The organism is Stenomitos rutilans (assembly GCF_059505485.1).
Genome location: NZ_JCACKR010000094.1, coordinates 14,220 through 27,503, shown reverse-complemented (window position 1 = coordinate 27,503; position 13,284 = coordinate 14,220). Strand labels below are relative to the sequence as shown.

15 protein-coding genes and 1 pseudogene are annotated in these 13,284 nt (G+C 50.1%); 12 read left to right on the top strand and 4 right to left on the bottom strand.

Annotation, left to right across the window (positions count from 1 at the left end):
* Nucleotides 1-54: 54 nt before the first annotated feature.
* Complete coding sequence (locus AC5JLP_RS18940; RefSeq protein ID WP_496069497.1) at nucleotides 55-564, bottom strand: hypothetical protein; 510 nt, start codon at nucleotides 562-564, stop codon at nucleotides 55-57.
* Between the two features lie 395 nt (nucleotides 565-959).
* On the opposite strand from AC5JLP_RS18940, the gene AC5JLP_RS18935 reads away from it, so the two are divergent.
* From AC5JLP_RS18935 to AC5JLP_RS18925, 3 genes are read left to right on the top strand one after another with little or no spacing between them, the layout of a single operon-like run.
* On the top strand, nucleotides 960-2,927 hold the full coding sequence (locus AC5JLP_RS18935; RefSeq protein WP_496069496.1) for a StlD/DarB family beta-ketosynthase: 1,968 nt from the start codon (nucleotides 960-962) through the stop codon (nucleotides 2,925-2,927).
* Nucleotides 2,927-3,439: a hypothetical protein gene (locus AC5JLP_RS18930; protein ID WP_496069495.1), complete on the top strand. Its 513-nt coding sequence runs from the start codon at nucleotides 2,927-2,929 to the stop codon at nucleotides 3,437-3,439. The genes AC5JLP_RS18935 and AC5JLP_RS18930 overlap by 1 nt, the downstream gene beginning before the upstream one ends.
* A 48-nt stretch (nucleotides 3,440-3,487) precedes the next feature.
* Nucleotides 3,488-4,429: a DUF6999 family protein gene (locus AC5JLP_RS18925; protein ID WP_496069494.1), complete on the top strand. Its 942-nt coding sequence runs from the start codon at nucleotides 3,488-3,490 to the stop codon at nucleotides 4,427-4,429.
* On the opposite strand, the gene AC5JLP_RS18920 is transcribed toward AC5JLP_RS18925, so the two are convergent.
* Both AC5JLP_RS18920 and AC5JLP_RS18915 read right to left on the bottom strand, forming a co-directional pair.
* Nucleotides 4,416-4,808: a LapA family protein gene (locus AC5JLP_RS18920; protein ID WP_496069493.1), complete on the bottom strand. Its 393-nt coding sequence runs from the start codon at nucleotides 4,806-4,808 to the stop codon at nucleotides 4,416-4,418. The genes AC5JLP_RS18925 and AC5JLP_RS18920 overlap by 14 nt on opposite strands.
* Before the next feature lie 63 nt (nucleotides 4,809-4,871).
* Nucleotides 4,872-5,438, bottom strand: a complete 567-nt coding sequence (locus tag AC5JLP_RS18915) for a Uma2 family endonuclease (RefSeq protein WP_496069492.1) — start codon at nucleotides 5,436-5,438, stop codon at nucleotides 4,872-4,874.
* A 61-nt stretch (nucleotides 5,439-5,499) separates the two neighbouring features.
* Here AC5JLP_RS18915 and AC5JLP_RS18910 point away from each other — a divergent pair, with 61 nt between their 5' ends.
* The 3 genes and pseudogenes from AC5JLP_RS18910 to AC5JLP_RS18900 all read left to right on the top strand — a co-directional run.
* Nucleotides 5,500-9,285 (top strand): alpha-mannosidase, encoded by a 3,786-nt coding sequence (locus AC5JLP_RS18910; protein ID WP_496069491.1) that lies wholly within the window; start codon nucleotides 5,500-5,502, stop codon nucleotides 9,283-9,285.
* 39 nt (nucleotides 9,286-9,324) lie between these two features.
* Complete coding sequence (locus AC5JLP_RS18905; RefSeq protein WP_496069490.1) at nucleotides 9,325-9,552, top strand: hypothetical protein; 228 nt, start codon at nucleotides 9,325-9,327, stop codon at nucleotides 9,550-9,552.
* A pseudogene (locus AC5JLP_RS18900) lies at nucleotides 9,536-9,940 on the top strand (type II toxin-antitoxin system VapC family toxin); the annotation flags it as partial. The gene AC5JLP_RS18905 and the pseudogene AC5JLP_RS18900, both read left to right, overlap by 17 nt.
* A gap of 136 nt (nucleotides 9,941-10,076) precedes the next feature.
* On the opposite strand, the gene psbN reads toward AC5JLP_RS18900, so the two are convergent.
* Nucleotides 10,077-10,208, bottom strand: a complete 132-nt coding sequence (psbN, locus tag AC5JLP_RS18895) for a photosystem II reaction center protein PsbN (protein ID WP_106254766.1) — start codon at nucleotides 10,206-10,208, stop codon at nucleotides 10,077-10,079.
* An 81-nt stretch (nucleotides 10,209-10,289) separates the two neighbouring features.
* Between psbN and psbH the strand changes: the two genes are divergently transcribed.
* The 6 genes from psbH to AC5JLP_RS18865 all read left to right on the top strand — a co-directional run bounded on the left by psbH (nucleotide 10,290) and on the right by AC5JLP_RS18865 (nucleotide 13,246).
* On the top strand, nucleotides 10,290-10,493 hold the full coding sequence (psbH, locus tag AC5JLP_RS18890) for a photosystem II reaction center phosphoprotein PsbH (protein WP_496069489.1): 204 nt from the start codon (nucleotides 10,290-10,292) through the stop codon (nucleotides 10,491-10,493).
* Between the two features lie 225 nt (nucleotides 10,494-10,718).
* Nucleotides 10,719-11,066, top strand: a complete 348-nt coding sequence (locus tag AC5JLP_RS18885; protein ID WP_496069488.1) for a TatA/E family twin arginine-targeting protein translocase — start codon at nucleotides 10,719-10,721, stop codon at nucleotides 11,064-11,066.
* A 58-nt stretch (nucleotides 11,067-11,124) separates the two neighbouring features.
* Complete coding sequence (gene pth, locus AC5JLP_RS18880; RefSeq protein ID WP_496069487.1) at nucleotides 11,125-11,724, top strand: aminoacyl-tRNA hydrolase; 600 nt, start codon at nucleotides 11,125-11,127, stop codon at nucleotides 11,722-11,724.
* 120 nt (nucleotides 11,725-11,844) lie between these two features.
* Nucleotides 11,845-12,231, top strand: coding sequence for a hypothetical protein (locus AC5JLP_RS18875; protein ID WP_496069486.1), 387 nt, complete (start codon nucleotides 11,845-11,847; stop codon nucleotides 12,229-12,231).
* 62 nt (nucleotides 12,232-12,293) lie between these two features.
* A complete protein-coding gene (locus AC5JLP_RS18870) occupies nucleotides 12,294-12,557 on the top strand; it encodes a DUF3146 family protein (RefSeq protein ID WP_496069485.1) in 264 nt (87 codons plus the stop codon).
* Between the two features lie 164 nt (nucleotides 12,558-12,721).
* Nucleotides 12,722-13,246, top strand: a complete 525-nt coding sequence (locus tag AC5JLP_RS18865) for an SRPBCC family protein (protein WP_496069484.1) — start codon at nucleotides 12,722-12,724, stop codon at nucleotides 13,244-13,246.
* The last annotated feature ends 38 nt before the right edge of the window (nucleotides 13,247-13,284 follow it).

The window sequence follows — 13,284 nt, the reverse complement described above, 5'->3', positions numbered from 1 at the left end:
ACCTGGTTTTTCAAATTCTTGCGGCGTAACATCTGTACGATACTTCACTCGGTTTTAATCCCAAGCACCAGCGTTGTGGATGCCATATTCCGATCGCAGCGATGCCAGATCACGATCGAGCACCGTTTCAGGATCGATCGCGGCATCGATTTTTTTGTGTACTGTAAAACCCTGCTTGACTCCCTTCAGGTACAGTTGGCAGACCTGCACAGGATTGTGATAGATGCCGCCCCAAGCTTTTCCTTGAATTGATTGCCACAACAGTTCTAAAAACACCACAAAGCTTTGGGCGTAGTAGTACCAGGGACGTTTCCAGGTCAACGAGGTGAGCAAAAAGCCGATGAGTTGGAGTTCTTGTTCTAGCGCCGTGCTGTAGCCCGTAACGACGTGCATGATGTCGTGCCGTTGCATATCGCACCAGGGAATACACATAATGCCAACCCAGAGATCCTGGTCGCGCACAAAGTCGGGGTTTGCCTGGTAGTAGCGTTCTAGCCCCTGTCGTAATGTGGTTGCTTGTTGAGGTGGTTCAATGGGCAAACTGAGGGTATCGATCGTGTCCATTGTCTGATTTTAATTGAGCATTATGATTAGTCTGCTCAAAATCAGTTGAGAAGTCATTGCATTTGTGACAGCGGATAAAACTGGCACAGATTTATGTCAAGATCTACGCAGAATTACTAGAGTCAATTTATCGAATTTATGGTTAAGTTAGAGCTTTTTGAAAGCGATGAAGCTGGTTTTTAGGCTTCACCGATCAGTCTGTTTTACTTTAGCCATCTTTGGGCATCTTTTCTACAGGATACTTGATTCACTGGCTTCCAAAAAGTTCCGAAGTAATCAGACCTGTTGGCGATGCCATGTAGAAGTGAGTGTTTCAGACTTAGAGAAACTTCTGAGTGTTTAAATTGGGGCGCGATCGCCCCTGAAACTTAACCTTTTCACAAAACGAGTCACATATGCACGGTGTATTCATTAATAGCATCGGCAAGTTTTTGCCTGGAAATCCGATCACTAATGACCAAATGGAAGACTATTTAGGAAAGGTGAATGGTCGCCCTTCCAAAGTCAGACATCGCATTCTCAAAAGTAATGGTATTCAGCAGCGCTATTATGCTCTGGATCAGCAACAGCAAACCACTTACAGCAATAGTCAGATGGCCGCGATCGCCGTTCGTGATGCGATTGCAAGCGCTAATTTGGAACCCGGTGCGATCGACCTCCTAGCGACTGCAACCAGTTGGTCAGACCTGCTCGTTCCTGGCTTTGGCAGTATGGTACACGGCGAATTGTCGGAGTTGCTGCCCATCGAGATTACGTCTAACCAGGGTGTGTGCTGTGCAGGAGTAGCAGCGCTGAAATATGCGGCATCACAAGTGAAATTGGGTGAAAAGAGAGCGGCGATCGCGGTTGCATCTGAACTGCCATCGCGTCTTTTCAAACACACTCATTTTGAAGCAGAAGCAAGCGTTAAAGCAGGAAAACCCCTTAGTTTTGATACCGAGTTTCTGCGCTGGATGCTGTCGGATGGTGCAGGTGCTTTCCTGATTCAAAGTCATCCAAATACTTCAGGAATTAGTTTGAAAATTGAGTGGATTGAACTCATTTCCCATGCCAATGCTTACCCTGTTTGCATGTATGCTGGAACCGAAAATGAGACCACTCAAAAAAGTTGGATGGACTATCCATCTTATCTGCAAGCGGCGGCGGCGGGCGCCATAAACCTACGCCAAAATATTCGACTCTTAGATAATGTCATCAAGCTGGGTGTGGAAGGTTGGCTGAAATTAATCGAACGGGGTCGCGTGCAGCCTGATGAAATTGATTGGCTTCTGTGTCACTACTCCTCTCACATTTTTCGAGGGCAAATCGTTGAGCTGCTGGAAAAAGCAAACTGCATGATTCCTGAAGAGAAATGGTTTACCAATCTCTATACTCGCGGCAATACAGGCTGTGCATCCATTTATTTGATGCTGGAAGAATTGTTTCACTCTGGCAAACTGCAACCGGGTCAAAAAATCTTCTGCTTTGTGCCCGAAAGTGGACGGTTTACGACGGCGTATATGATGTTGACGGTAGTGGGGCAGAAGGCAGAGGGGACAGGGGAAGCAAGGGAAGCAGAGGAGGCAGGGGAAGCAGAGGAAGCAAGAGAGGCAGAAGATAACAACATTAGAAGGAATCAAGATTCAGGAGTCACTCAAGTGTTAACAACTAACAACCAACAACTGGCAACTACATCCCCCACACCCCACACCCCATACCCCATACCCGAAGAACCCGTCTCCGCCTACCTGTTGCGTCAACTGGCTCTCATCTGGTTGGAGTTTGAGCGTGAGATTCGTTCTGTGCCCATTGTGCGCAAATTGCATCGGGGTGAGTTTACGGTAGATGACTACAAAGCGATGTTGCGAAATCTGCGTCCGCAGGTAGTGGAAGGAGCACGGTGGATTGCCCGTGCTGCATCGAATATGACGGATTTTCGGTTGCGATCGACCTTCATTGGTCATGCTCAGGATGAACACCGTGACTATCAAATGTTAGAGCGCAATTACGTTTCGGTTGGCGGAGTGTTGGAGGAGATTGTGAATGCGGAAAAGAACATTGGCAGTGAGGCACTGTCGGCGTTTATTTTCCATCAGGCATCGCGCGAAAATCCGGTAGACCTGTTGGGCAGCATGTTTATCATTGAAGGGCTAGGCAATAACTTAGCCGCGAAGTGGGCAGAGCAGATCAAAGAAACACTGGGGCTAAAGGATGAACAAGTGTCGTTTTTGGGCTATCACGGCGCAAATGACGAAGCGCATCTGGGCAAGCTGAATGAATTGATTAACGCGGAATGGATGACGCAGGAAATTGCCGATCGCATTCTGAAAACGGCGCGAGTGACTGCCCGACTCTACCGACTGCAACTTGAGGAGATTCGCTAATGGAACCGGAGTACTGGCTGACACCGTTTAAGCTTTGTCTGGCTATCAGTTGTACTCTGGTGCAGCCTGAGGTTGGGCGATCGCAACGCCCGGTGCTTAAACCACCTTCAGTCAATACTCCTGGAACGATTGCAGTCCCTACCGAGGTCGTTGAACTGAGCAATGCTCGCAAGGAGTATCAACGCTACCAGCAGTTATATCAGGAAGGTGCGGTTTCTCGTCAACAGCTTGATCAAGCCGAAAGTAATTACAAAGCGGCTCAGAGGCGATACAACCAACGACAGCAGTCTCAACGTCTGCAACGCTCTGAATTAGAGCGGGCATCGCTTGAAGCCGAATTAGCACAGGCAGAAGCCTACTTTCAAGAACGACAACGTATTTATCAGCGTGCTCAATCGTTATATCAGGAAGGCGCGATTGAGCGTCAGCAGTTGATACGGGCGGAGCAGTACTACAAAGACGCGTTGACCAGCCGCGAAACGCTACGCCAAAAGCTACGATCGCAACCTTAATTCAGGTGCGTCTACTAACACCTACTTCTACATTTTTTGATCACTGCTATGAGCCAAGCCGAACTGATCTCACAAGCGTTAGATACTGCCGTCTCTTCGCAGGCTGCACAACCATATATCCCAAGACCGCACGATCGCCAGAATCCCAATGCGTGGGATGCGCTCTATGTGGATCAGGCAATTCCGGTAGACCCGATCGCCAAAGGTTACATGATTCGGGATTTGCGAAATTGGACGCGCAGTTATTTATTAGTGCCGATCGCGTTTATTGCAAATGTGCTGCTGGCGATCATTATGACGGTAAAGCGACTGTTGCCCTTTCAGTTCAGCAACTATACGCTGATGCATCGATCGGCAGCCTGGTTTCTCAATACCTTCGTGTCGCCGGAAGCCTGCTATCTCATCGTGCGGCATATCTGCCTCGGTTCCAATATCGTCAATTTCTTGATTGACAATGGCCCTGATACCAACATTGAAAAATCCCAATTGTATCCCTGCACTATTGATGATTTGGCAAACAATGCGTTTTTAGAACACGATCTGATTCTCTACAACTTCGTGCTGGATTACAGCAAGGCGCAGCGCGAAAACCCTCATTGGATACAGCAGGTACAGGCACGCGGATTGAATTTTGACAGCATCAAACCCGTCCAGGTAAATGTGTATTTCACAAAGCGTCGCTGGTTACGCATATTGGATCTGGAATCAGCGATCGAACTGTTCAAGGTCTTCTATTCGCTCTGTCTCACCAGCGATGAATTTGAACGGGCTGTGCTGTCTCTGGAATTTGACGAAAACTTTGGTTGCTACATCAGTGCCCTCACCGGGGACTACAACTGGAACCACGTCATCACCAACCGTCATCCGCTAGCTCCCGAAAGCCCCTTTGCAGCAGCACGCAATCTTTTACTGCACGGCATCATTTCAGAATATTTGCACCGTTACTTGGAGTTAAGAAAGGAGATGGCGCAAACGGCTAGCGATCGCTAATCGCTCCGTCTGAGTCGATCGCTTGAACCTCGATCGTTTGTTTCACATTCTCCAACTGGTCGTTTCGCTCTTTCAACGCCGCATTTTCTTGCTCCAGCGATGTTTTCAAGCGTTCAAGCTCGCGATTGCGCTCTTCTAAACCAGCTAATTGTTTATTCGCCCGCATACGGCGGATGCCGCGTCGTGCACTGTTCCACAGGCTGAGTAACCCGATCAATGCTGCGCCAACGAGGGCAGACACCACAATGACCAGAGACAGCGAGATGTTACCGCTTTCGAGGGTGAAGAATCGGACATTCACAGGCTGGGGGTTTTGCACCCCAAAGAGAACCATGATGATGGAAAGCGCAATCATCAGAATGAGTACGAGAATGCCCATAGCAGCGACTTAGTGAGGACTGAGGATAGAGTCGATCGTACCACTCTGTGCTAAAGGCGTTGGTTAAGCAAACAACTCTGCAACGGGAATGGTGAAGCCTTGCAGGATGGTTTGAGTGTTCACAGTTTCAGCTTCGGTGAAGATCAGAGACTTCTCGGCTGTGATGATAATGACGATCGCATTCTCAGGAAACAGTAACCAGACCTCCTCACAGCCCGATCGCAAATACTCCCGCGCCTTGCTAAATAGTTCTTCTGCCTTGTCATCTGGTGAAGCGACTTCTCCAATCAATGGATAGCTCTGAGGAAAAATATTTGGTTGTCCATATTGCGCTAGCAGTTCAGCCGTGAGATATGCCACATCGGGGCGGCGCTTTTGCTGATCCGTTCGGCAAGGTGCTTCTGGATAAGGCTTTCCACCTTGTCCACTGGAAATGATGTAACTTCTCCAGGCATAAACCAGATTTCCCTGCGCGGCTGCATGATTTATTGTCACGTCTGTTTTCTCAACTAGCTCCCCATCAACTTTTTCCATACCTTCTGGTACTTCGTCGTAGCGATCGAGCGGTAACGCTGGAGCATCAAAGTCTGCTTCGTCGATCGCGGCAGAGGTGGTCGGAGTTGTCGCCATGTTCTAGACCTGCATCGCTGAACTCTGTCCCTCTATTATGTAAGGTGCAGTCAGTGAATAGATGACAGTGGTAAGCAATCCCGTTTCAACCCCAGCCGATCGGCTTTCAGAAGCCATTACGCAACTCCGTAGCCTTACCCAACGCAGCATTCAAGCCGATTGGCGCTACTGCGATGACGATCTCCCGATCGCCCAGGCAACCCAACCTGGCACCTGGCAGAATTGGTCGATCGCGCCCCTCAACGAGAAAGACCACATCGTTTGGGCGAAGGGCAAACACGTCCGCTGGCTCGGTCAAGTTATTACGGTGCCCCATTATTTACAGCAGTTTTCAGATGAATACGCCACGCTTGCAGATTTTCTCAGCCCCCTAAATCCCCCAATTCTGGGGGACTTTGACTCTGATTCCCCCCAGAATTGGGGGGCTAGGGGGGCAAAAGCGGCTATGACAGGCTACCCACTTGCAGGGCTGACCCTCCGCCTCGCTGTCACCTGGTGGGCAAACAAAGCCGCACTCTTCGTCAACGGTGAACTCGTTCAGGAAGGCGACATCTTCGATTGCGTCACTCGCATCCTGCTCAGCGAAGCCGTCACACCAGGAGATACCTTCGCGATCGCCATTCGCCTCGTCAGCCCCGGACACGACGACGGTGCCCTCGTGCGATCGGTCTGCCATTACGAGTCCTCCACCAACATTCCTGAACCCAGCTTCATCGCCGACGAACTCAACATTCTCCGCCTCTACCTCCAAACCTTCGCCCCCGAAAAACTCAATCTCCTAAACGAAGCCATCACCACGATCGACTGGTCATCTCTCCTCCCCCACACCCCACACCCCACACCCTACACCCCTTCTCTCTTCGATCAATCCCTGGCAAACTTACGCGATCGCCTCCTCCCCCTCTCCCCCCTCCTCAAACAGCGCCGCATTCGTCTCCTCGGACACGCCCACCTCGACATGGCATGGCTCTGGACAGTCGCCGAAACCTGGAACGCTGCCGAACGCACCTTCGAGTCTGCCCTGAACCTGCAAAACGACTTTCCCGAACTCACCTTCTGCCATTCCACCCCCGCTCTGTACGAATGGATCGAGCAGAATCGCCCTGCAATGTTCGAGCAGATACGACAGGCGATCGCAGCCGGATGGTGGGAACCCGTCGGCGGACTGTGGGTCGAGCCAGAACTCAATATCATCAGCGGTGAATCAATGGTGCGGCAGGTGCTCTACGGTCAGCGCTACTTTCAGGAGAAGTTTGGCAGCATCAACCGTATGGCGTGGCTACCCGATAGCTTTGGCTTCACCTGGCAGCTCCCGCAAATCCTCAAGCAGGGCGGCATCGATTACTTCGTCACGCAAAAACTACGCTGGAACGACACCACAAAATTCCCCTACGAAGTCTTCCAGTGGCAGGCACCCGATCGCACCGAAATCTTCAGCCTCATGTCCGCCCCGATCGGTGAAGGCATCGATCCCATCAAAATGGCAACCTACGCCTGCGACTGGGAAACCAAAACAGGCATTCCCGACGTTCTGTGGCTCCCCGGAGTCGGCGATCATGGCGGCGGACCCACCCGCGATATGCTCGAAATCGCCCGTCGCTGGCAGCGATCGCCCTTCTTCCCCCAGCTAGAATTCTCCACGGCTCTCGACTATCTGCAAGACCTCGAAGCACATTACACGCCTAGTGTAACCACAGACTTGAGGGGTAAAGCGCAACGCGCGATCGCTCAAGCTCAAACAGTCATAAACGAGCCTCTAATACTCACTAACGAGTCTTTGATACTCTCGAACGAGCCTTTGACACTCTCAAACGAATCTTTGAACCTCAACCACGAGGCTCCAACACTCTCCAACGAGGCTCCAACACTCTCGAATGAGTCTTTACTACTCTCGAATGAGTCTCCAAACCTCATTAACGAGTCTTTATCACTCAATCAGGAGGCTTCAACACTCTCGAATGAGTCTTTAACACTCTTGAATGACTCTCAAATACTCAACGACGAGTCTCAAACACTGACCAACGAAGCTCAGAACTCCAACGCCCAACCTCCCCACTCCCCACTCCCTACACCCCACTCCCTCCCCCTCTGGCACTCCGACCTCTACCTCGAATTCCATCGTGGTTGCTACACTACCCATGCTGATCAAAAGTGGTGGAATCGACGGTGCGAACAATGGCTTTACTGGGCAGAACTCTATGCATCGCTGGCGACGATCGCCACTCATGCTCCCTATCCCAAAGCAGAGATAGAGACGGCATGGGAAAAAACTCTCTTCAATCAATTCCATGACATTCTCCCTGGTTCCTCAATTCAAGCGGTATTTGAAGATGCGAATAAAGCATGGGCTGACGTTGCTAAATTAACAGACATCAGAGAAGAGGCACTGAAAGCGATCGCATCCCAAATTTCTCTGCCATCACCACCACACCCCAGCGCTAGAGCAATTGTTGTTTTTAACCCTTGTAATTGGGAACGTTCCGCGATCGTTCACACCTCACTTTCAGAACGATTCACAACAGATGAGGAAATGCTGGCAGCGTATGAAAAGTATGGACAGGATAACGTTTATCCCTGGCAGATTTGTGATTTAGACGGTCAGAAAGTCGAAACTCCCTACTGTTCTTTTCACAAAAATCCTGATTCCTACGGTTGGGGGGTAAACTTTCTGGCTGAAGACATTCCCGCGCTTGGCTACCGCTGCTTCTGGATGTACCCTTGCTTCGATCGACGTACTGGCAGACCGCTTGACAAACGACGGACTCTAGAAAATAAATTTCTACGGATTGTCATTGACACAAGCACAGGTGATTTAGCCAGTGTTTTTGACAAAATCAATGAGCGCGAAGTTCTTAATGGGGCAGGAAATCAGTTACAAGCCTTTTGGGATGAAGGGCAATATTGGGATGCCTGGAACATTGACCCAGATTACGAGAAGCATCCTTTACCACCTGCCGAACTCTTACACATTAGTCCTTCTGATGAACTGCGCGTAGGCGGAACAGCACTTCACAGTTCATTAGTGGCAAGCATCACCGTTGAGCGCAAAATTGGTCGATCTGTTTTTATGCAAACCTATATTCTCGAACGAGAATCTCCCGTTCTGAGAATCAACGCATCTGTCGAGTGGCACGAGCGACATACCTTAGTCAAAGTTGCCTTTCCGTTAAATCTGGAAGCAAACCACGCGACTTACGAAATTCCTTGCGGAGTGATTCAGCGAACCACGAAACCGGAGACTGAGGCTGAAAAAGCCCAATGGGAAGTCCCTGCCATGCACTGGGCAGACCTCAGCGACGGCAACTATGGCGTGAGCCTGCTCAACGACTGCAAATACGGCTACGACGCAAAACCCAACCAGCTACGACTTACCCTACTGCGAGGCTCCGAATTCCCCGATCCAGATGCAGACAAAGGGCAGCACTCGTTCACCTATGCCCTCTATCCCCATGCAGGCGACTGGAAAGCCGCTCAAACCGTTAAGCATGGCTACGAGCTAAATATGCCGCTCATGGCACAGGTTATCCCTACGAACGGAGACTCTAGCGCTAAAACCTTGCCACCCACAGCCTCCCTTCTAAACCTGGGAGCCGACAACCTCGTACTGATGGCATTCAAGCAGTCAGAAGACTCGCCCGATGAGTGGATTCTGCGCTGCTACGAGTCTCATGGCGAAGAGGCACAGCTAAACCTTCAGAGCGATCTGGGTTTGAAGTTAGGAGAGCGGGTTGATGTGCTGGAGCGATCGATGGACTCCGATCTGTCCCAAATACCAGATACAAGGATACAGCCCTGGGCGATCGCCAACTTCAAAGTCACAACTCATTCAGCCGATGCTGACTGCTAAATTAGACCTGAGATCTGCTCACTTAAAAGGAGAAGGGCTGTGATCACGATCGAAGCCATTGCAACCGTTACACCAGAGGGCAAAGTGACGATTCAACTGCCAGCCACCGTTCCACCGGGGAACCACAAGCTGGTGCTGGTCATTGACGAACAACCCGTTACCGCTGAGCAACGCCCACCGTTTGATTTTCCAGTGCATCACGTTGGGGTCTGGCCAGAAAATCTTTCTCTAAGGCGTGAGGATATGTACGATGACTGGGGACGTTAAGCCAGTCTTTATCGATACCAATATTCTGGTCTATGCCAGTACAGCACGATCGCCCTTACACCAGGTTGCCCGACAAGCCCTTCAGCAACAGTATGATGCTGGCGCAGAATTGTGGATTAACCGCCAAATTTTGCGTGAGTATTTAGCCACGCTGACTCGAAGCCAGTCTTTTACCGATCCACTACCGATCGAAACATTGCTTGAAGAAATTCAGCTATACCAGTCTCGCTTTCGGATAGCGGAGGATAACGCCCAAGTAACAGCAAGCTTGTTGGCGCTGACGCAGCAAGTATCAGTGGGCGGTAAACAGATACACGATGCCAACATTGTGGCAACGATGCAGGTGTATAGCATTGACCAGTTGTTGACCCGTAACACGATCGACTTTGCACGCTTTGCTGCCTTCGTCACGATTCTGCCGCTGGTGAAGCTCAGGCGTAAGTTACGTGCTCATACCCTACACGTTGGTGCGTTAGCGATCGCAAACTACCGCCTGAAAGCTAAAAGCTGCCTTCTGACCGCTCCTAATCTTCGTGATCTTCAAATGGGTCATCCAACGCCTTCGACGGTGGCCCAAACGCCGTGTAGATGGCATATGCCGTCAGACCAACCAGCGTCGCGCAGATCGAAATATTAAGAGCTGTTGCGGGTTCCATATGCGAGAAAAATTATGAGTGCGTTGCCATATAATGTTACAAACAATATACATGTTCTGTCGAGCTAAATATAGGTGACTCATGGCACAGCGGACTCGGTTAGGAGACGTTCTTAAACCCCTGAACTCTGAATACGGTAAGGTTGTACCCGGTTGGGGCACCACAACGTTGATGGGTGTTTTTATGCTGCTTTTTTTGGTATTCCTGCTGATTATCTTGCAGATTTACAACTCTTCGCTTCTGCTAAATGACGTTGACGTGAATTGGACGGGACTGGGCGGCTAACGACGCTCGATTAACCAATCCGAATGACACTTCGGTTTCCCGGCTTGACCGGGATTTTTTATAGCAGTCTAGACTGAGCAGCACGGAACGGAGTAGCACAGAGGACTGAGGACGATAGACTAGACGTTGTAGGTTACGTAATGATGGCGTGATTCCTACAGGTCTATTTTTAATGCTGTAGAATCTACTCTCTCAGTCCAGCAAGCATTTGCAGGAGGCGGTACGGTGAATATCTTTGGAATTGGGTTGCCAGAAATGGCAGTAATTATGGTTTTGGCGCTGCTTGTTTTTGGACCCAAGAAATTGCCAGAAATTGGTCGCAGCATGGGTAAGGCGATTCGTGGCTTCCAGGATGCCTCCAAAGAATTTGAGGCAGAGTTTAAGCGCGAAGCTGAACAGATCGAACAGGCGGTGAAAGCCTCGATGGAAGCAACCCTCGAACCACCCTCTCAGCCGACCCTATCGCCAGCATCAGAGACAACGTCGATCGCAGAACCAGACTCGGATGACCACACAACCGTAGCTGAAGCAGAAACGCCTAGAGAAGCTGCTTCAACCGAAATTGCAAGCTAAGCTCGATTGATCTGCCTGGACGAAGCCAATGATAGAGGCAACCACTGTACAACCCGTTATGCCTCAGTTAATCGTCGGGTTGGGCAATCCCGGCGCAAAGTACGATCGTACTCGTCACAATATTGGCTTTGAGGCGATCGACGCTTTGGCAAAAGTCTGGCAGATCAGTCTGGCAGAAAATCGGAAGTTTCAGGGATTCTTTGGCGAGGGCATTGCAGCGGGACAAATCAAGATCCGTTTGCTCAAGCCCACTACGTACATGAACAACTCTGGGCAGGCAATTCGCGCAGTTACAGACTGGTATAAGCTGCCACCGGAATCTGTATTAGTCATCTATGACGACATGGATCTGCCTGTGGGCAAATTGCGACTACGCTTGTCTGGTTCGGCGGGTGGGCAGAATGGGATGAAGTCAGCGATCGCCCACCTCGGCACCAAAGCCTTCCCCCGTTTGAGGATTGGCATTGGCAGTGCTAAAGGCAATGAAGCGTCTGATGAGGCCATTTCTCACGTACTGGGGCGCTTTTCAGCGCGTGAAGCTGAGACCATCGCAGAGGTAATGCACCTTGTCGTTGGTGCGGTAGAACTCAGCCTCAAGCAAGGCATAGACAAGGCAATGAGTTTGTACAATAACCGGATGATTACGCCTGCTGACTGACGTCTGCAAACTGAAGATTAGCGTATGGTGAGACTTGAGCGTTGAGTTTTGAGTCAAGAGGTACCATTGCTGCTTGAAAAATAAGATAAGATGCCATGCAATTGCTTAACGAGCAGGTCTATGACTGGGTCGCCATCTTCAGACAACCAACAACTACTCACAACACTGGTGCGAGCAACTGCCGAACTAGCGCAGTTAAACAAGCAGTACAGCCAAAAGCTCGACACAGTAGAGACAAGAGTCGAAATCTTTAACGCAAAGCTCGACACGGTAGAGACAAAAATCGACACCTTTGGCACAAAGCTCAGTAATTTTGACGCGAAAATTGAAGCCATTGCAGACCAAATTGGTAAGTTGTCGGAGTCTATGACTGCATTTCGCTTGGATCTTGATGAGATTAAAGAGACAACGCGACAGCAAGCTGAAACTGCAAAAGCTCAAGCTGAAACTGCAAAAGCTCAAGCTGAAAGCGTTTCACAATTGATTGCGCTGCTAGGGAACAAATAAGGGATGCCATTAAGGTTCGATCGCGCTCTGTCACAATGCACTTCTAGCCAACCGATAATACTGTGGGTTCTCGCCGCTTACCTGAAACTACCGCCTATGTCCGCGTCCTTCGTCAGTCCTGGCAACAGGGCATACTGGAAGGCGAGGTAATTGCCAACCAATTTGAATGGCAATTTCAATGGTGCTTTCAGCGCGGCGAATTGTCGGTCGAACCATCTCTTGGTCGCGCACTCATTAAAGAACCGTTGGGTCGTTTCTTAGAACAGCGTGATTATCAATTGGAGCCTGGAGCCGACTATTCGTTTACGATTCGAGCTGATGTTTAGCGGTCATGAGGCTTAGCAATAACGTAAAAGCGCGCTTTCTGCGAGGGGCTATTCGAGTTTGCATGAGAGCGCTAGGCTATGAATGGTTCGTAGATAGATGTAAGCTACTTGACACCTGCTGTATCAGTAGCTAAGCCAAGGTTTGCTATAGGAGCGATCGTGCCATGTTTGGCTTTGTGTCCAGATTCATCCGTTATAAACAGCGCCGCTTCCAATGTTCCTTAGCGAGAACCTATCAGGCGCTTAGTTCCGCCTCAGTAGACGATCTGTGGCAGAAAATTGTTGATTTAAGGGACGTATCGTGGCATCCGCTACTTGCAAGCACAAACGTCCCTCGTGGGCTAGTGGCGAAACCAGGGCTGATTTATCAAGCCGTAACGCGGATGAGTCCCATCCCGATTCAAATTTTTGTGGAGCGGGTGCGCCCCGGTGAGTTGCTGAGTGTACGCATTTTGGTGCTACCAGGCTTAGAAGAGCAGGTCACTTATCAAGTGAAATCAACCGTCTGCGGCACTTGTGTGTCCTACTCGGTAACGCTAAGAGGCTGGCTTTCACCCCTTTTCTGGTCGTTTATTCGTCCCTATGCAGCACGAGTTGCTTCTGATTTGGTGCAGGCAGCCGAACAAAAAGCCTTGCAAGCGGTGCCAGGAAAGTTGGCACGATCGGAGCAAAGCTGTCTGGATTTCTAAGTATTTAATTTTACTCGTGCGACGGGTGTGATCGCTTA

Coding starts and splice junctions, on each gene's coding strand:
- AC5JLP_RS18930 (WP_496069495.1), top strand. CDS start 2,927: ATGGAACCGGAGTACTGGCTGACACCGTTTAAGCTTTGTCTGGCTATC.
- AC5JLP_RS18910 (WP_496069491.1), top strand. CDS start 5,500: ATGACAGTGGTAAGCAATCCCGTTTCAACCCCAGCCGATCGGCTTTCA.
- AC5JLP_RS18935 (WP_496069496.1), top strand. CDS start 960: ATGCACGGTGTATTCATTAATAGCATCGGCAAGTTTTTGCCTGGAAAT.
- psbH (WP_496069489.1), top strand. CDS start 10,290: ATGGCACAGCGGACTCGGTTAGGAGACGTTCTTAAACCCCTGAACTCT.
- AC5JLP_RS18865 (WP_496069484.1), top strand. CDS start 12,722: ATGTTTGGCTTTGTGTCCAGATTCATCCGTTATAAACAGCGCCGCTTC.
- AC5JLP_RS18940 (WP_496069497.1), bottom strand. CDS start 564: ATGGACACGATCGATACCCTCAGTTTGCCCATTGAACCACCTCAACAA.
- pth (WP_496069487.1), top strand. CDS start 11,125: ATGCCTCAGTTAATCGTCGGGTTGGGCAATCCCGGCGCAAAGTACGAT.
- AC5JLP_RS18925 (WP_496069494.1), top strand. CDS start 3,488: ATGAGCCAAGCCGAACTGATCTCACAAGCGTTAGATACTGCCGTCTCT.
- psbN (WP_106254766.1), bottom strand. CDS start 10,208: ATGGAACCCGCAACAGCTCTTAATATTTCGATCTGCGCGACGCTGGTT.
- AC5JLP_RS18875 (WP_496069486.1), top strand. CDS start 11,845: ATGACTGGGTCGCCATCTTCAGACAACCAACAACTACTCACAACACTG.
- AC5JLP_RS18915 (WP_496069492.1), bottom strand. CDS start 5,438: ATGGCGACAACTCCGACCACCTCTGCCGCGATCGACGAAGCAGACTTT.
- AC5JLP_RS18920 (WP_496069493.1), bottom strand. CDS start 4,808: ATGGGCATTCTCGTACTCATTCTGATGATTGCGCTTTCCATCATCATG.